At 54.9% G+C, this 19,048-nt stretch carries 9 protein-coding genes; 7 read left to right on the forward strand and 2 right to left on the reverse strand.

Features of this window, described 5'->3' with window-relative positions; translation table 11 throughout:
- The first annotated feature begins 443 nt into the window (after nt 1-443).
- The 3 genes from AC6T8Q_RS00220 (at nt 444) to AC6T8Q_RS00230 (ending at nt 5,508) form a co-directional block, all read left to right on the forward strand.
- On the forward strand, nt 444-2,696 hold the full coding sequence (locus AC6T8Q_RS00220) for an ATP-binding protein (RefSeq protein WP_500677174.1): 2,253 nt from the start codon (nt 444-446) through the stop codon (nt 2,694-2,696).
- 26 nt (nt 2,697-2,722) lie between these two features.
- The gene (locus AC6T8Q_RS00225) at nt 2,723-3,244 is read left to right on the forward strand and encodes a hypothetical protein (RefSeq protein ID WP_496921865.1); all 522 of its coding nucleotides are present in this window, start codon (nt 2,723-2,725) and stop codon (nt 3,242-3,244) included.
- Between the two features lie 164 nt (nt 3,245-3,408).
- Nucleotides 3,409-5,508 carry an AMP-binding protein gene (locus tag AC6T8Q_RS00230; RefSeq protein WP_500677175.1) on the forward strand — a complete coding sequence of 700 codons (2,100 nt, stop codon included), beginning with the start codon at nt 3,409-3,411 and terminating at the stop codon, nt 5,506-5,508.
- A gap of 1 nt (nt 5,509) precedes the next feature.
- Here AC6T8Q_RS00230 and AC6T8Q_RS00235 read toward each other — a convergent pair whose 3' ends face one another.
- Nucleotides 5,510-7,723: a TolC family protein gene (locus tag AC6T8Q_RS00235; protein ID WP_500677176.1), complete on the reverse strand. Its 2,214-nt coding sequence runs from the start codon at nt 7,721-7,723 to the stop codon at nt 5,510-5,512.
- 255 nt (nt 7,724-7,978) lie between these two features.
- On the opposite strand from AC6T8Q_RS00235, the gene AC6T8Q_RS00240 reads away from it, so the two are divergent.
- From AC6T8Q_RS00240 to AC6T8Q_RS00250, 3 genes are all read left to right on the forward strand, one after another.
- On the forward strand, nt 7,979-9,976 hold the full coding sequence (locus AC6T8Q_RS00240) for an efflux RND transporter periplasmic adaptor subunit (protein ID WP_500677177.1): 1,998 nt from the start codon (nt 7,979-7,981) through the stop codon (nt 9,974-9,976).
- A gap of 95 nt (nt 9,977-10,071) precedes the next feature.
- Nucleotides 10,072-10,836 carry an efflux RND transporter periplasmic adaptor subunit gene (locus AC6T8Q_RS00245; protein WP_500677178.1) on the forward strand — a complete coding sequence of 255 codons (765 nt, stop codon included), beginning with the start codon at nt 10,072-10,074 and terminating at the stop codon, nt 10,834-10,836.
- A gap of 9 nt (nt 10,837-10,845) precedes the next feature.
- The gene (locus AC6T8Q_RS00250; protein WP_500677179.1) at nt 10,846-13,023 is read left to right on the forward strand and encodes a hypothetical protein; all 2,178 of its coding nucleotides are present in this window, start codon (nt 10,846-10,848) and stop codon (nt 13,021-13,023) included.
- Between the two features lie 5 nt (nt 13,024-13,028).
- Here the strand turns inward: AC6T8Q_RS00250 and AC6T8Q_RS00255 are convergent, their stop codons facing one another.
- Nucleotides 13,029-13,904 carry a hypothetical protein gene (locus tag AC6T8Q_RS00255; RefSeq protein WP_500677180.1) on the reverse strand — a complete coding sequence of 292 codons (876 nt, stop codon included), beginning with the start codon at nt 13,902-13,904 and terminating at the stop codon, nt 13,029-13,031.
- 367 nt (nt 13,905-14,271) lie between these two features.
- On the opposite strand from AC6T8Q_RS00255, the gene AC6T8Q_RS00260 reads away from it, so the two are divergent.
- Entirely contained in the window at nt 14,272-19,032 is a 4,761-nt protein-coding gene (locus tag AC6T8Q_RS00260; protein ID WP_500677181.1) for a hypothetical protein, read from the forward strand.
- Nucleotides 19,033-19,048: the final 16 nt, after the last annotated feature.

The following is a 19,048-nucleotide window of genomic DNA, read 5'->3' on the forward strand; positions in this document are numbered from 1 at the left end:
GCAGGCGACACCGACACTCGACTGATTCCATTCTCACGTACACGATCTCCACATCAGTCGAGTGTCGCTGGCACCCACCATTTTAAACTCCGCTAGTGGCCAAGAATCGTTGTGGCGAAGCACTCCTTCACGTGTCACAATACGCCTGCGCGGCGTTATGTATTTGGCTGGCGCTGGGCGCTAAATCTCGAATCAACGCGAAAATATTTTGACCAAAACCCCAGGACTTTTGTCACCTGTGATTTCTGTATTCATCGATTATTGCAGAGCAAACTCGTTGGCACCGTTCCAAAACTCATGGGTTTTGTCACCAGAAATCGAAATTCGCCTGATTCGTTCCAAAACTCCAAAAGCCATACCACGAGTCGGGCCAGATAGACCATTATTTCAAATCGGACTAGAATCGCGGAGCAATTTTCCGGCGGGGTGTTGGGCGACTACTCATGGCTGATTACGAAAAAAATGGTTCCTTTTACCTTGGTCGACCCTTCGATCTCGCCACGGGGCAGCTTGCGCAGGAGAAGGTGCTCTACGATGCCAACGATCTGACTACCCACGCGGTGTGCGTCGGCATGACCGGGAGCGGCAAGACCGGCTTGTGCATGTCGCTCTTGGAGGAAGCCGCGCTTGATGGCATTCCCGTGATCGCCATCGATCCCAAGGGGGACTTGGGTAATTTGCTGCTCGCGTTCCCGCAGCTCAAGCCGAGTGACTTCGAGCCGTGGGTCGATCCCTCGGTGGCCCAACAACTGGGCATCACGAAAGAGGAATTGGCGGAGCAGACAGCCTCCCTGTGGAAGAAGGGACTTGCCGACTGGAATGAAGACCAAGCGCGACTTCAAAGGTATGCCGATGTTGATAAGGTGATCTACACCCCAGGCAGCACGGCGGGGATGCCGCTCACGGTGCTCAAAGGTTTTCATGCCCCGCCGCAGGCCGTCATCGATGACGGCGACACCTACAACGATTTGCTGCAATCAACCACGCAGTGTGTGCTAGCCTTGGTGGGAATCGACGCCGATCCGGTACAAAGCCGCGAGGCGATTCTCATTTCCAACATCCTTGATCACGCCTGGCGTGCCGGGCGCAGCCTCGATTTGTCGGCACTCATCCATGACATTCAAAAGCCTCCCTTCACCATGGTTGGGATCGTCGACATCGAGAATTTTCTCCCAGCCAAAGACCGCATGGCGTTGGGGATGAAAATTAACAATCTGTTGGCTTCTCCCTCGTTTGCGAATTGGTTGCAAGGGGAGTCACTGGATATCGAGTCGCTGCTGTACACCTCCGATAAGAAACCGCGGTTGTCAATTCTTTCGATTGCTCATTTGAACGACAACGAGCGGATGTTCTTCGTGACAATTCTGCTCAACGAAATATTGAGCTGGATGCGCTCGCAATCCGGCACGGGGAGCCTCCGGGCGATCCTCTACATGGACGAAGTGTTCGGCTATTTTCCGCCATCGGCCAATCCTCCGAGTAAGCGACCAATGCTCACGTTGCTTAAACAGGCGCGTGCGTTTGGTTTGGGAGTTGTACTCGCCACGCAGAATCCGGTCGATCTGGACTACAAAGGGCTTTCCAACGCGGGGACATGGTTTCTGGGGCGGTTACAAACCGAGCGCGACAAACTCCGCGTGCTCGACGGCTTGGAAGGCGCTTCGGCCCAGGCGGGCTCCAAGTTCAATCGCAGCGAGATGGACGCGCTGCTCTCCGGGCTGCGGAGCCGTGTGTTTCTGGTGAACAATGTTCACAGCGAACAGCCGCAGGTGATGCACACCCGCTGGGTGATGTCGTACCTGCGCGGACCGCTCACCCGTGACCAGATTCGCGAGCTGATGCAGGATCGCAAGCCAAACGCGGCCGAGTCTCAAGCTGCTGAGAACAAGCCAGCGGAACGATCGACCGTGAGTCACGATCAAGCCCGGCCGATGCTGTCAGGCAATATCTCGGAAAAGTTCTGGCCGCTGAGCCGCGTTCCTGATGCGGAAAGCTCGATACAGTATCAACCGGCACTGGTTGCTGAAATCCAACTTACGTCATCACCTCAGGCCAAGTTTCTGGTGCGTCGCGAGATGAACAGCGAGATTCCATCATCGATTTGGGACGGTGCCCAGATTCTCACGCCTCCGAATGATTGGGATAACGAACCTTACACCAACAGCGGATTTCTATCGCTCGTGGGGCCACTGACCCAGGACAAAAACTACAAGATCTGGCAACGTGATCTGGGCGAGTGGTTTGAAAAGCAATATCGCACCCTACGCGACCTGACGACGAAGCGTGATAAGCTAGAAGATTCGGTCCGCAAAGTTCAACTCGAAGTCGATGAGAATCGGTGGTGGTGGCTGGGGAGTCTGTGGCGAGCGCTCGAAGTGATTTTCGTTCGTTTGCTGGGTGGCAGTACACGCAAGCAAATCGTGACGCAGACCTCGACCAAACAAATGACTCGCGGCAGACGAAGATATTCCGAAGCCAAGGCCGAATTGGCTGAGCTCACAGAGAAACTCGCAGACTGTCAGAAGGAATTCGACGACTTCAGAGTTGCGCTGGGTACTCGGCTTTCAGCTGATCATGAAGTTCGAGATTCCCTGCTCACGGCGATTGAAAAGAATCAGGTCGAAGTCAGCCGCGTGAACCTAGCTTGGCTGCCTCGGCAAGTCGACGCACAAGGTCAATCACAAGCACTATATTAGATCATAATTTTTGTCAGGAGTGAGGCATGTCGGAACGTGAACGTTGGATCATCTACCCTTTGCTGTTGTTCGCCTTAGGGGCGGCGGTCCGGGACAAGCTCATCGACCGCGTGGAAGCCAAAGAGATTCGCTGCGAACGGCTGCAAATCATCGATCAGCAGGATCCTGATAAATCGCTCGCCGAGCTTGGTTTCAAACGAGCCATCAACGGCGACCCCACGCGATTGGCCGACCGCGTGGGAGCTCTCATTCTGAAGGATAGCGACGGGAACGAAATCTGTGATATTTCGCACGACGTCATCGTCGGAAGGGTTATCGCGAGGCAGTTGGCGGTGATCGATGAAATGCGGCGGCCGCTCGTGGTGGCCTTAACGGAACCACTTCCGGTGATGACGCCAGGGCAGGGGGATGGGGCCGTCTCCTACCAAGGGGTCATTTACTTAAACAACCAACGGTTGGGCATTCGATTGGCTCCCCCGACGAATCAACCCGCGACCAATCCGCCTCCCGCGAATCCGGCAGAAGCGTCTCCCGAGGCAAATCCCTAAGGAATACGGAGTATTATCCATCCGAATGAGCGAAATTCGATCACGGAGTTTGCCTGTTCGTTCCGATTTTTGGGAACGATACGTGCAATTGTGTTCCCCAAAGCACGCCAACCGGCTAATCTATGGCAGCCTGTTGCCTGCAGGTCCCGAGAAGAAGCTTTCCCGTGTCGTTGATTGTAATGGATAACGAGCTGATACAGACCGGCACGCGATTCGCCAGCCTGGCCGACATGGTCGAGCAGCAGGCGTTAAGTTATCCCGATTGCAAGGCCTTTGTCTTTGAAGACGATGCGGGACAGACCGAATCGTGGAGCTACCAAGAATTATCTGCGCGTTCACGAACCTTGGGGGGGTGGCTTGCCTCGCGGGTGAAGCCGGGTGATCGGGTGCTGCTGGTTTACCCCCCCGGTTTGGAGTTCATCGCGGCATTCATGGGATGTGTCTACGCGGGGGCGCTCCCCGTGCCGGCGACCTATCCCAAGCCCAAGCGGCCGATGCCTCGGCTAGACTCGATCGTGGCCGATTGCCATCCGAGCTTAGTGCTGACACAGACCAGCGTGTTGGGCGGTCTTTGCCTTGATCAACAATCCCCTGCGATCAGCGTGCTTGCTTGGGAAGCGACCGACAATGTCGCAACGCAACAAGGCTGTGCGTTTCAACCTGTGGTTCGTAGCGCCGACGATCTTGCCTTTTTGCAATACACGTCGGGCTCAACATCCGAACCACGCGGCGTGATGGTGAGCCACGGCAATATCATGCACAACCTCGAAGCGATTCGAGTTGGCTTTGGTATTCGTATCGATGAACATGCCCAAGGCGTGTTTTGGCTGCCGGCTTATCACGACATGGGATTGATAGGCGGAATTCTGACGCCGTTGTATGTGGGTGCGACGAGCACACTCATCGCGCCAACGACATTTCTACGTCGACCGCAGCGTTGGTTGGAATTAATCTCCGCGACGAAGGCGACGATCAGCGGCGCGCCGAATTTTGCTTATGAATTGGCCGAGCGTAAGACGAGTCCCGCCGACCGAAAGGCCTTGGATTTGAGTTCCTGGCGGCTGGCGTTTTGCGGCGCGGAACCGATCAATTCCGAAACCCTCACGGAATTCGCCGATGCCTTCGCCGACGCGGGGTTCAAGCCGAGCGCATTCTTCCCTTGCTATGGATTGGCTGAGTCGACGCTGCTGGTGACGGGTGGGCAATCCGCCGCGGGGCCGCGCGTGCTGCAAGTCGATCGCCAGGCGATGCGTGACAATCGAGTCGTGCAGTTGGCCGAGAAAAATGGACGCACACAAGCCCTCGTGAGTTGCGGCCCAGAATGTCTGGGGGTCGAAGTAGAAATTGTTGATCCCAAGACCCATGCCAGTTGTGGCAAGAATGAAGTTGGCGAGATTTGGGTTCGTGGCGAATCGATTGCTCGTGGTTATTGGAATAAAGAAGCCGTCAATGCCGAAGTCTTTCGTGCGAAGCTCGCCACGAATGGTTCGAGCCACGACGAAGAGTATCTCCGCACGGGTGATTTAGGATTTTGTCACGAGGGTGAGTTGTTCGTGACCGGGCGTTTGAAGGATGTCGTCATTGTGCGGGGACGCAATCACTACCCGCATGATCTGGAACGGACAGCGCAAGCTGCCCATGAGGCGGTCGATCTCGGAGCCGCTTTTTCCATCAATATTGATGGCCGCGAAGAGCTGGTGCTCGCTCATCAATTGCGCCGTGAAAGCCGGAATGCCGATCACAATCAAGTGCTCCAAGCCATCCGCACGGCCGTCGTTGATGAACATGAAATCGATCCTTACGCGATTGTGCTCATTCGCCCAGCCAGCTTGTCGATGACTTCCAGCGGCAAGGTGCAGCGGCATCGCATCCGCGAGCAATATCTGAATGGTGATTTGGCCATTACCGCGAAATGGATCAATCAGAATACAGAAGGCAACGACCGGGAAGGCTCGCCAACCCAAGCCGAACCCCCGATGTTTCTTGATCGCATCGGTCAGATGTCACCAGAGAAATTGCAGGCGGAGATGCTGAGCTGGCTGATGACTTGGTTGACGGCCCGCGCGAATTTGATGCCGGGGGCCATGCAGCCGCAAACACCTTTCGCTCAACTGGGGATTGATTCGCTCACGGCCGTAGAAATTAGCCAGGAACTTGATCAGTTGCTGGGTTTGCAATCGCCGCCGATGGTGATTTGGAGTTGCCCCACTCCGGAGGAATTGGCGGACTACTTGGTAGGAGAATTGCAAACTGCCAAGGCTTAAACTATTGCTGTGTTGTGGGCGTGGAAAGCAATTGTTCGGATTGATAATGCACCGGTTCGATGAGTTCTTCGCTCGTGTCTTCGAAGAGAAGCGTCACCTCGGATTCTGTTTTGGGTGCAATCGGAACGGCAGTCACATTCGGCTTCCAGGGTGGTTGAACAGCCTCGGAAACATCCGGAATCATTTCGGTCGTTGCTTCTTCATCGGCGGGCTCAGGAATGACTGGTGGCTCCGGTCCAGTTGCTGATTCATGAATGACTTTGTCGAGCCGTTGTTCGTAAGGACCGTAAGCCACGAGCGGGGCTTGCGACGACGCGTAGTTCAACTCGCGAGGACGGCCACGGCGATTCTCCCGGATCGTGGCATCGTTGTAAGCCGCCATCGGCCAACCTCCTTCGCTCAGGTAGACACCGTCGTAATCGAGTAATGTGCCTTTAGCAAAATGGACGTTCTTAACCGCGATGGCGTACTCAGACAGCGAGCGGAAGTAGCGGCTTTCGGAATCCGCCAAACGCCGTTGGGCATCGAGTAGCAAATCCAAGGGTGCTTTGTCAGCTTCAAAGGCCGCACGGATGGCTTCGAGTTGATTCCGCGCTGCATCGAGCCGGTTGTAAGTGGTTTGCGAGACAACATAGGCACGTTCCATCTCGGCTACTGCGGCGGATACGCCGTGTAGCACTTGATGTTCTTGTTCACGAAGCAAGGCACGCGAACGGCTAAGCAGCAGCTCGGCATTACGCACCCCAGCGGCCCCCCGGCGATAGCCGAGTGGTACGGTCAATTCCAAGCCAATCTGCCATTCTTGGAAGCGGCCGCTGGCGAGATTCTTGTAGGCATTGTCAAACTCGCCGCCAGCACTGTAATCCGGATTCAATAAGTCGTGACCAAAGCCACGCCAACGGTAGCGACCCACCGTGTCGAACTGCGGCAGCAAATGGTTCTTGCTGGCGATCCACTCGAGTTCGTAGCGCCGCGTTTGGAATCGTTGGCGGCGCAACTCAGGACGTCGAATCACGGCTTCTCGAGTCGTAGCGGTCCAATCGAATTGCACGGGAGCGGTCAATGGTTCGTCGGAGGGGCGAAGCAGCCGGCCATCGCTAGGTGGTAAGCCCATCAACATGCGCAATCGCCGTTCCGCTACTTGCACGCCGCCGTTACCACGGAACGTACCACCTGGGCTACCGTTCTCGGTACGCGTGCCATCAACCAGATAGCCGCTCAATGCGTTTTGCACTTCTTCCTGGAAACGGAAGAACTGTTCGCGAGCTTGGGCTTCTTTTTCGGCCTCGCCACCTCGGCGGCCCGATTCGTACAGGGCGTGAATTCGTCGCCAGGTTTCGAGCGAGGCATCCCGTGCTGCAATTTTCGCGTCGAGGTCACGATAGGCGAAGTAGAGATCCCAGTAGGCATTTTCGATATTGCTAACTAAGTCGCGAACAGAAATCTCGAAGTCGGTGAGTTCGATGTCGGTGTTTGCACGAGCGATCAACACGCCGTTGTAGACGCCGGGTATATTTGTCGGCCCAGCGATGCGGTTGTACTCCATGCCGTATCCTTGGAGCAACGGCTGACGAAATTCAGTTTCGATATTCGTATTCCAGGCACTCGGGAAGAGATTGCTAGGAGCATTGTTGCCGTCATAGTCGGTAAAGTGCCGGACGGCCAACTGTGTACCAGCCACGGAGGTCTTAGTAATTTGCGACTGCATCACAAAGGCGTCTTGATACAAGATGCGTGTGCCGCCGCCAAAGAATTCGTTGTTGAGTGCGCGGTTGTTTTTCTCGCCGTAAGCACTGGACGAAAATTGTGCGTCAAATGCGCTCAATGCGGCGTCGACACCGAATCGTGGATCCGTTTCGACGATAGCCGTGTCCCAATAAGTTTGCACGGTAGCCGGTGATCTTAGAACGGTTCCCCCCAGGTCACGCAACACTTGAGATTGCGAGAGTGTCATTTGGACGACTGTCTCAAGATTCACGTCCCAGTATTCGGGCGGTTGCTCGTTGGTGACTGACAATGGGGCCAGCGGGGCCCAATCCTCGGTGGCGCTGCAAGGCGAGACCACGGGGTAGTCAACCTCGGTGGCAATCGTGTGGTAGCAGTCTTCGGGGATCGCCGCCTTGAAGGTTTTGTCGCCGCCCGAACGACAGCCGGGGAGCGCTACCATGAGGTAGAGCACTATCACAGCCCATCGTGTGCGAGAAGAGGATGCCATACCACCGAAGGCCTATTTTCGAGGCCGCCGAATCAATTGCAGGTTACGTACAGGGAGTCCACACTCCCAGAGAAGTTAGGGTCTCTGCTTGGTTTTCGGCCTGCCAAAACCGGTATAACTATGATTTCCGTTACCAACGGCAAAAGTTACGCAGCTTGCCAAGCCGTTATGCCAGCAATGCTAAGGTCAAGAATCTTGCTGGCAGCCAAACCAGGAAGCAGTCAATTCATACGGCGTGGATATACTGGAAAAGTGATGAGCACACTCGAACCAGATACACTCGCGGCAAGTTGGCAAGAAGTGGAGGAATTGATCACCAATCTCCATGAGTTGGCTTGCGCGCCGATTGAGCCAACTGAATTCTTCCGTCGGCTGCTGGATCGTTGTATCACGACGCTAGCAGCCGAGGGTGGGGCGGTTTGGCTGCCGGACTCACACGGCAAGTGGCAGCCCATAGCGGCAGTCAATTTTGAATCGCTTGTACCGTCTGACGAGTCGAGTCGCATTGCTCATCATTATCTGCTGCAACAGGCAGCCATGGTTGCACAGCCGCGTGTTTTGTTACCGGGAGAAGATAATCCAACTCATGCTGCGATTTTGATCGGAACTGCTCGCGACAAGCAGACGGCTCGCCCGCAAGTCGTCCTTGAATTATTCCTGCGAAACGGCGGTAGCCCGGCCACTCAACGCGGTTGGGTGGAATTTTTGTCGGCGGTCATTCATGCCGTCGACCAATATCACCTGCATCATGAACTACGAACGCTTCGTAGCGAGCAATCAGATCACGATGCGGTGCTTACATTTTTGCGCCGATTGCATCGCGGCAAGAGCCTTACGGAAGTTGCCTATGAACTGGCCAATGAAGGAAGTCGCTTTTTAGGTGCGGATCGTTTGAGCGTTCTCGCGCGAGACGGCCAAACATGGACAATGTTGGCAGCCAGCGGTACGGAGCGTTTGGAACAACGATCTGACGCCGTGAAAGATTTGCAAAATCTCGCCGCCGCGACGGCCCACTGGGGTGAGCCCCTTGATTACTCAGAACGGATCGAACTCGCCGAGCTTCCAACTCCATTAGCCAGCGCACTCGAACAACATATCGATCATTCCCATGCTCGGCAGCTTGTGGCTGTGCCGCTTGAGTTTCAGCCTGATGAAGACAGCGATCACAAATCACAACACGCTGCTGTGGTCTTGATTGCTGAGGCGTTTGGTTCAGAGGGAACACTATCGCGACAGAAAGTTGTCGAGCTTGCCCATTTGTGTGAGCCGGTTCTACAGCAAGCCATCGAGTGGAATCGTTGGCCGGTTCGCACGGTGGCTGATTGGACCAACCGATGGACGCGATTGTGGAAAAGTTGGGGATTGAGTCGGTTTGCTGTGGCGGGTGGGGGAATCGCCGCCGTGGTTTTGGCTTTGATTTTTATCCCAACCGATTTCGAAATCGAAGCGCCAGCCACTTTGATGCCACGCACCGTTCAAGATGTTTTTGCCACGACCAATGGAACGGTCCGTGACATCAAGGTCCACCATGGCGACCAAGTCAAATTGGGGACTGTTCTGGCCGTCTTGGACGATCCAGAATTAGATTTAGAAACCGAGCGAGTCCGCGGCGAGTTGGCAACCGTACGCAAGCGATTGGAAGCTATCGCCGTCAGTCGAACGGATCGCCAAAGTCGCGAAGAATTAAAGCCTGACCGTTTACCGCTTTCCGCGGAAGCCAAACAGTTGGAACTTCGCGAAGCGAGTTTACTCACACAGATGGAAATCTTGACCAAGCGCCGCGAGGCACTGACCTTACGCAGTCCGATTGCAGGAACCGTTCTGACCCTCGATGTACAGAACCTTTTACAGACTCGCCCCGTGGAACGTGGGCAAGTGTTGTTTACGATTGCCGACACGAACTCGGGATGGAATTTGGACGCGGACGTTGCTCAAGATCGAATTGGTCATATCATCGCAGCGGAACGTCAAACGGAAGTGCCACTGACGGCACGTTTTCGCTTGGCTGGAGATTTGGATCACACCTTCCATGGCCAGGTGAACACCATTACTGAAACGGCGGTGCTTGATCCCACCAAGCTCACCGAGGAACTGCCCGACGTGCGTGTGGAAATTAAAGTCGATGAACAATCGTTACCGGCTGCCCGTCCGCAAATGGCGGCGATAGCGCGAATCAATTGCGGCAGCCGTTCGCTTGGTTATGTGTGGCTGCACGACGTTTGGGACACAATTTATTCCTGGTTAGCATTTTGATGAAGCAATTGCTGCGAATTTATTGGGGTGCTTTAATTTGCATTTGTTCGGTAACAAATGCACTTTGTGCTGAACCCCTGGTGATTGATTCGGTAGTGTTGAGTCCCTTTCAGGCCGCGGAAGTTCCCGCGCAACAAGTGGGTATGTTGCGCGAGATTCTGGTAGATGAAGGGGCCGTCGTGGAAGTGGGGCAAGTATTAGCAAAGCTTGATACCCGCCAGGCGGAACTTGATGTCGCGAAAGCGGAGATCGAAGCGGCCCAAGCAGCCGCGAAGGCGGGCAATCTCACAAAAGTTAAGTACGCGGAGAAGTCACTGGAAGTCGCGGAAGCAGAACTGAAAAGATCACAAGAATCGATCGCTCAATTCGCCAAGAGCATTTCGCAGTCGCAGATCGATGTCGAGCGGCTGACGGTGGAAAAACTGAACTTAGAGAAAAAACAAGCGGAACATGAACTCGATTTGGATCGTTTTGCCTTGCGAATGAAGGAACAGGAGTTGGTCGCGGCGGAACTGAAGCTTGAGCAACATGGCGTGCAGGCGCCCTTCGCGGGAACCGTGGTGCTCGTACATGGCCGAATCGGCGAATGGCTGGAAATCGGCGCGCCGGTTTTGCGATTGGTTGCCGTCGAAAGTTTGCGTGCCGAAGGATTTCTTGCAGCAGAAGATGCTGTAGGAGATATGGTGGGACGTGATGTGGTCTTTAACAGCGAAACGGGAAAAATCGCCAAAGGCAAACTCCGTTTCGTCAGCCCCGAGATGGACGCCGTCACACGACAAGTCCGAGTCTGGGCGGAGTTGGAAAATCCGGATGGCGAGTTTCGCTCAGGCCAACAAGGTTCTTTAGAAATTGCGCGTTAGCAATCTGAGATGGCTGCCAACCTCGATTATTTGCTGTCGACCGTAGAACGCCCGCTGATGCTCCGTGCGCGGAGCGATATCCAGCAAGTGGCCTTTCCCGTGGCCGGGCAGCCAAGTTATGTGCTCAAAGACCCGCTGACGCTGGAGCATTTTCAACTGACTCCTGCCGAGCACTTCTTGTTTGAACAGTTGGCGCAATCAACGACGTTGACTGCGTTGAAGCACAAATTCGAAGAGCGGTTTGCTCCCCGCACGATTACATTTGTTGCATTGCAAGAAGGAATCAACCAACTGTTTGAGCAAGGGCTGTTGGTGAGCCTAGCCGCTGGGCAAGGCAAAGAACTTTTAAGTCGCGCAGCCAAGAAGCGCAGCAGCGAGCGCTGGCAGAGTGTGTTGCGGGCGCTGTCGTTTCGGTTTGCGAGTTGGGATGCCACGGCTGTCGTCGATCGTGCGTATTCCAAAATACGTTGGGTTTTTTCGCCACTGGCGTTGTGTGGTTCGCTGGTTCTAATCGTGTATGCGATTTGGTTGTTGATTGGAAATTTTGCCGAGGTCGTCGCCAAATTTCCGAGCATTCATGAGCTCTGGCAACCCCGTTACTTGGTTTTGTGGCTCGTGACGGTCGTCGGCGTAAAAGTTTTGCATGAATTCGGCCACGCGCTGACGTGCCGACATTTTGGCGGCCGTTGCCACGAAATGGGCGTCATGTTGCTCGTCTTCTTTCCTGCGCTGTATTGCGATGTGTCTGACGTTTGGCGGCTACCGAGCAAGTGGCAACGCATGGCCGTCACTGCTGGGGGAATGGCCGTGGAACTTTGCCTCGCGGCGCTGGCGTTCATTAGTTGGTGGTATACGTCGCCGGGGCTGTTAAACACGTGGTGTCTGGGTCTCGCAGTGATCTGTTCAATTAACACGCTGGCGGTGAATGCGAACCCGCTGCTGCGATTCGATGGTTATTATTTGCTTGCTGATTGGTTAGAGATTCCCAATTTAGGGGGACGAGCCCAAGGATTATGGTGTGATCGATTACGCCGCTGGCTGCTGAATGAGCCCAAATCTGCTGACCCTTTGTTGAGCCAAAAGCAGCAACAACGTCTCGCGATCTACTGTGTTGCATCGCGCATTTATTCATTGGTTGTGTTACTGGCCATTTACGCCATGTTGTTTGCGTTGGCACGACCCTACCATCTCGAAAACATTGTTTTGATGCTGGCGCTGCTGACGGCGATAGGTCTCGTGATGCCATTCGTGCAACAGGCTTGGCAAGTGCTTCGCAATCCGGCCAATCGTGCGCGGATCCAGCGGCCCAGACTCGCAATGTTATTGATCGCGTTGAGCATGTTCGGCAGTGCGATTTTGTTTTGGCCGGTGAAGCATAATGTGCGTGGCACAGCGGTGTTGATTCCGGCGGACGGCAAAGCGGTCTATGCAACCACCGGTGGGGAGTTGGTTTACGCTGTGCCCCCTGGAACCCGGGTACGGGCTGGTGACGTGATTGCCGAATTGTGCGACCCGCAACTTCAGCTTGCCGTCGCGAAGCATGGTGGTGAGTTTGAAGTGAAACAAGCTCATTTTAACCAAGTTAATACTTTGCGAGCTCTTGATAGCCGGATGTCATTGCAACTTCCCACGGCTCAAGCTGACCTCGCCGATGCGAAGGCACAACTGGCACAGTACGAGCACCGTGAAGATGAATTAATCTTGCGGTCACCGGTTGATGGCATTGTGATCGCTCCGCCAGCCATGGAATTGACGGAATCTGAAGATCGTCTCCCCACCTGGTCGGGTTCGCCGCTCGAAAGTAGAAATCTCGGAGGGTGGATAGAGCCTGGAACAATACTCTGTACAGTTGGCGATTCCAGGCGACTTAACGCACTCGTTGCCATCGATGAGCGGGATGTGGGCGAAATCCAACCGGGCGAGCCGGCTAAAATCCTCATCGATTCCGCACCGGTGCAAATTGTTACTGGCAAAGTAAAGCAGGTAGCTAGCCGAGCTCTGGAACGGAGTGACGATGCACAAGCCAGTAATAAAGACCGCATGCACGTGATCGAAGTGGAACTCGACCCATCACAACTCAGTGCAATTGTCGGCTCAGCAGGAACTGCGAAGATTGAAGCCAGTCGCAGCACTTTGGCAAGTTTGGCAGTTAACTTTGTGAAGCGACGACTCAAGATGCCGTGGTGATTCGGCTAGGGCAGGATCGCAATCATACCGGCGATCACACCCACTTCCACCGCTGCCGCCGCAATGTCGAGCGGCAAATGATTCCAACGCCGTGGCACACAGTTGCCGGGTCGGTAAAGTCCCAGTGTGTAGATGCAATCGTGGGGGCGGTCGACGATCATCTTGTACGGGAGTGCGGGGATGGTTAGGAAGAAGCGACCTGCGGAAATGAAAGGTTGCAATGCACGGCTGGGGGTATAACCATACCTTTCGGCATTGGTTTCTTCAAAGTAGAGGGGCGCGTGGCACAGGCAACTAGCTGCCCAATGAAAATCGTATTGCGACCAACCATATTCCAAGCGTTTGTCATTCACAGTGCCCATGTTGGTCGCACAAGCCATTGCCATGTTTTCGGGGAGCGACCCATCTGGTAGAGCAATATTGATGCTTAAAGAAGAAAGTGGTCGTGCCACGTAGCAGGGAACCGGTTGGACCGTGCCAGGTGCGATTCCTTCGCCGGCATAGATTTCTTCGTTGAGTTGGGGATCGCTTTCGTATTCGGCCTCGGGCAGAATTTCGGCATCCTTCACCTGCGGCGGTTCGACAGGCAAAACGACCTGAGTTTGTCGAACGGGGTTGGCCACGACGGTCGCTTTCGGCGTGGTCACGATCAAAATGTCGCGAGGAGTCCCCGTTTCGTTGGTGAGCCGTGGCTGCAGCCGGCTGGGGGGGCCAACGAAACGTGTGGGGGACTCTTCGACAGGGGCCGACGGTTTGGCAGTAGCGACCGACATTGCACCACAGGTCAGCGACAAAAGAATTGCCACTAGTGATTTGACCAAGTGATGGCGGGTCGTTGCCAAGCGAACGGAGCAGCGCGGGTGGTGGGTTGCGGGGAACATAATTGCATCCCGTCGCGTCGGCCTGGGGGGTTCGCAAGCGACACCGTGTCGTTTGCTGAAGAAGTTTTCGACGCGGCACAATCGGTTTCTCAAGCAGAACCGGCTCGCACGTTACGACCGTTACCAGTGGGAAATCCGGCAAAGTTTACCCATTTTAGAACTGTCGGTAGGAATGCTCCGCACAGTAAACGTCGAGGTGGGGTCGCTAAATATTTGACAAAATTGCTGCTTTCTCGGGATAATGAACACATCGTGCCGCCGGAACAGCGCCTGTAGGACGGCAGTCGCCAAACTTCCTAGCTTCCTTAAGCGATAGCATTGTTCGCTCTTGGGAAGCAGCCTATTTTAGACAGATTGCCGAATCGCCATGGGATTGTTTGCGCTACTGGCTCGCGTTTTCCCTTCGTTCGCTCGCAAAGATGCTCCACAATTCGCGGCGGCCCCCTTGGCTCCGCGGCGGTTGGAACGCCGCCGAGTGTTCGACGGAGCGGCTGCTGGAGTTGTCCTGGAGGCTCTTCCTACCCCAGAGCCCTATGTGCAAACGAGCGAGCCGTTAGTTGCCACGCAAGAGTCAACTCAGCAATCACTCGTGGCCCCCGCCGCGTCCTCGCTGCAGGCGACAATACGCTTGCGAAGCGCGGAGTTGTTTGAAGACCAATCCGTGTTGGCAACGATTGAGATCGTCGACAGCCTGCCGATGGCGCATCAGATTACGATCGACTGGGGGGATGGTTCTCTACAAGTTATCAATGTTGGTCCCTCGGTGCGGGAAGCACTGGCTGTTCATCGGTATCTTGACGACAACCCTACGGGCACGGCAAGCGACGTTTACACCGTGACGGCCACGGTCACGAATGCTCTGGGTGGCTCCGCGACCTCATCGGCCACGATCTTGGTGAAGAATGTCGCGCCCAAGATTGACAGTCTGACGATCACGCCCTCGATCAACGAAAACGACAACGTCGTTCTCAGTGGAACCTATAGCGATCCCGGCACGCTGGATACGCATTCGCTGGATATCGATTGGGATGGCGACGGCACTTACGACCAAACGGTCGCCGTTTCGGGGGGCACATTCTCCGTTTCGCGACAAGTGCTCGATGATAATCCGACGGGCACTGCCAGCGATGTTGTCAACGTGAATGTTCGCCTGCGAGACGACGATGGCGGTTCGGCGACTCGGTCCACCAGCTTTGTCGTCAACAATTTGAATCCTCAAATTCTCAGCGTGACCGTCACTTCTCCGATTACCGAAAATGGTTTTGCTACGTTGACGGGCACCTACAAGGACACCGGCACAAAAGATACGCACGAACTCGACATCGATTGGGATGGCGACGGTAATTTTGATGAAATCGTGACCGTTTCCGGCGGCAGTTTTTCCGTTAGCAAGCAATACCTCGACGATCCAGCGGGGTCGAACGACGATATCACGATCAATGTCCGTTTGCGGGATGATGACGGGGGTTCGGCCCTTGCGGCGACGACCGTGACCGTGGAGAACGCCGATCCGGTCGTGTTGCTCAACCCGCTGTTGGCGATTGATGAAAACGGCACGGCTGTTTTGTCGGGAACTTATAGTGACGCCGGGACCCAAGATACCCACGAGCTCGACATCGACTGGGACGGTGACAATATCTTTGACCAGACGGTCGTCGTCACGGGGGGAGCATTTACGGTTACTCGTCAGTTTTTGGACGACAATCCCACGGGGACGCCGAGTGAAACGTTCAATGTGAATGTTCGCTTGCGGGACGATGACGGCGGGATGGATGTGAAATCCACCGTTCTGACGGTGAAGAATGTTCCCCCAAAGATCGATAGCCTGACAATCACGCCATCGATTAACGAGAACGATACGGTGACCCTGGCGGGAACCTATAGCGACCAGGGCACACTCGACACGCACGAGCTTGATATCGATTGGGACGGCGATGGCATCTACGACCAAACAGTTGCGGTGACCGGCGGTACATTTTCAGTGACGCGACAAGTGCTTGACGATAATCCCACTGGGACGACTAGCGATGTTGTGAACGTAAATGTTCGGTTGCGAGACGACGACGCCGGCCCGGCGACGGAATCAACGAGCTATGTTGTTAATAATGTGAATCCTGAATTCTTGAACCTGACGGTTACCTCGCCCATTACTGAAAATGGCACGACCACGCTTACGGGGACTTTTCAGGATACAGGTACCCAAGATACGCACGAACTCGACATCGACTGGGATGGCGATGGCAATTACGACGAAACGGTGACCGTTTCTGGCGGCAGCTTTTCGGTTAGCAAGCAATACCTCGATGATCCCGCGGGGTCGAACGACGATATCACGATCAATGTCCGTTTGCGGGATGATGACGGCGGTTCGGCACTTGCCGCAACGACGGTTACCGTGGAGAACGCCGATCCGGTTGTGTTGCTCAACCCGCTGTTGGCGATTGATGAAAATGGCACGGCCGTTTTGTCAGGAACTTATAGCGATATCGGCACGCAAGATATGCACGAGCTCGATATCGACTGGGACGGCGACAATATTTTTGACCAGACGGTTTTCGTCACAGGGGGCGCCTTCACGGTGACTCGTCAGTTTTTGGACGACAATCCCACCGGGACATCCAGTGATACGTTCAATGTCAATGTTCGCTTGCGGGACGATGACGGCGGAGTAGCGACGGATTCCAAGCCGCTGACGGTTAACAATAGCAATCCCAGTGTCGTTCTGGTTCCTCCTGCGGCGATCGTAGAAAACCAATTTGCCACCTTGCAGGGAACGATTACCGATGTTGGCACGCTCGATACGTTTACGCTCACAATCAATTGGGGCGATCCCGCAAGTCCCAACAATGTACAGACGTTTGATTTGGGAACCACGCCCCTGACCGAGGCTGCCGATGGCATCAATTGGGATCCGGTGACGCGGACGTTTTCACTCACTCATCAATATTTGGATGATAACCCTTCGGGCACTCCCGACGACCTATACACAATCAACGTGATAGCAACCGACGATGATTTGGGCGTCGGAACGGCTCAGACAACAGTGTTGGTGAAGAATGTTGGGTTCACTGTTGTTTTACAACCCGTAAGCCCCATTGATGAGAGTGGTTTTGCTGAGCTTCAAGGAACCATCAACGATCCCGGCACGAGGGACACGTTTGAGCTGGAGATCAATTGGGGCGATCCCGCGAGTCCCGACAATATCCAGACCTTCAATTTAGGAGATACTCCACTCACCCAGGTCGCCGATGGCATTGACTGGGATCCCGTAACGCGAACTTTCACGGTGAGCCGGCAATACTTGGATGACAATCCGACGGCGACGGGTAGCGATACCTATGCAATCAACATCAAGCTGACCGGCGATGACTTGAGCACCGATATGGAAACGACTTCCGTTGTGGTGAGAAATATTGCTCCTCAGCTGACTTTTCAACCTGTGACGCCGATTGATGAGAATGGCACGGCCGTGTTGGAAGGGCACGTGAGTGACCCCGGCACCCGTGATACGTTCACGATTGTCATTGACTGGCAAGACCCGCTCAGCCCCAACAACAATCAAACGTTTAGCTTGGGGAACACAGTATTGACCGAAGCCGTGGATGGCATCAATTGGGATCCGACAACGCGGGTATTTTCGTTGTCGCACCAGTATCTCGACGATAATCCCACGGGCTCGGATGGCGATTCCTATCCCGTGACCGTGGCGATTACGGATGACGACACCGGTTCTGGTTTGGGGATTGCTCCCATCGAAGTCAGAAACGTCGACCCGGTTGTGTTGCTCGATCCCGTCGCACAGATCGACGAAGGGGGCGTGGCCACACTCACGGGGAGCTTTACCGACGTGGGGCTCCTCGACACTCATGATGTCTACATCGATTGGGGCGATGGCACATCGACGGTACTCACAAACGTCGGCGCCAACGGCGCGGGCAGCTTTACGGCGACTCATACCTATGCCGACAACGATACCGATTCGGTGATCGATTCGCTCAAACCAAAAGACAATCTTTACACGATTACTGTGAAAGTTGTTGATGACGACCAAGGATTTCACGCGCCAACTACGCTTGTGAAAGTCTTGAACGTCATCCCTTCGCTCGATCCGGTAATTGCAACTGACGTTACTCCTCAAGGCTTCACGACGTTAACACTAACGTTTCAAGATCCGGGCGCTGATTCATTTCAGATATTGGTCGATTGGGGTGACAAGCTCCAGCTGCCGCCGCAAGATCGGTATGTCCTGGAGCGAGTGTATGCTGGACCAACGCCCAATACTTTTGTTTTAACTCATCAGTACGCGGGACCGCCCAATCCCTCCAATCCATCTGCGGATATTGTGATTTCGGTGGTGATCCATGACGATGACTTCAATGTAGCTGGTGTGGTCGACAACGGCCCGAGTAATGTGGAGAGCATCGCGATTTCTAACCCCGGTATTGGTGGTGAGCCTTTCCGCATTGACACGACACCGCAAGTGCCGCAGCTGACATTTCCGCCGCGAGTTGATCCCGAAGCTCCGCTCGACAATTCGACGACGAATCTCGCCACGCAGCAGAATGTCGAATTGCGATCAGCTTCGGGGGAAACCCAAGCCACAGCTGATCGATATATTGAGCTACGCGTGATTGATGCCGAGGGCAATGAAGGCCCTGGCTATCGTCTGAGGCCTGAAGTATTGCAGGATCTGCCCGGATTGTTCCGAAAACTGCCCGACAATCACTACGCTGTGTATGTCGTGAACATGGAAACAAACACGCGGCGGCTGGTGATCGAGGTTTACGTGCGGAACGGCAAGCTGATCGATCCGGGCGACGACTCCGAAGGAACTCGGGATCGGCCCCCCACCAACGAGCAAATAATCCAACCCCCCGCGGCCGAGCCAAGCGACGCCACGGATGCAGGTCCTCAAGCGGCGGTTCCTAATTTTGAAATTGACGGATCTCGCCAATTGCCTCCTTGGCGGCGGAATGCTGCCCGCTGGTCGGCCATCGCGGTGGGACTGGCCGCGAGTGCCTCGTCGCAAACCTGGGTCAATCGAGTCGATCAGGCTATGGCCCAGGCGACGGCCCAGCAATGGCGAAAACTGCAGGGTCACAACCCTCCTAAGCCGAAAAACCAGTAATTTTCTGCAGGCGGTT

Source organism: Bythopirellula sp. (genome assembly GCF_041737835.1).
Taxonomy (GTDB): domain Bacteria; phylum Planctomycetota; class Planctomycetia; order Pirellulales; family Lacipirellulaceae; genus Bythopirellula.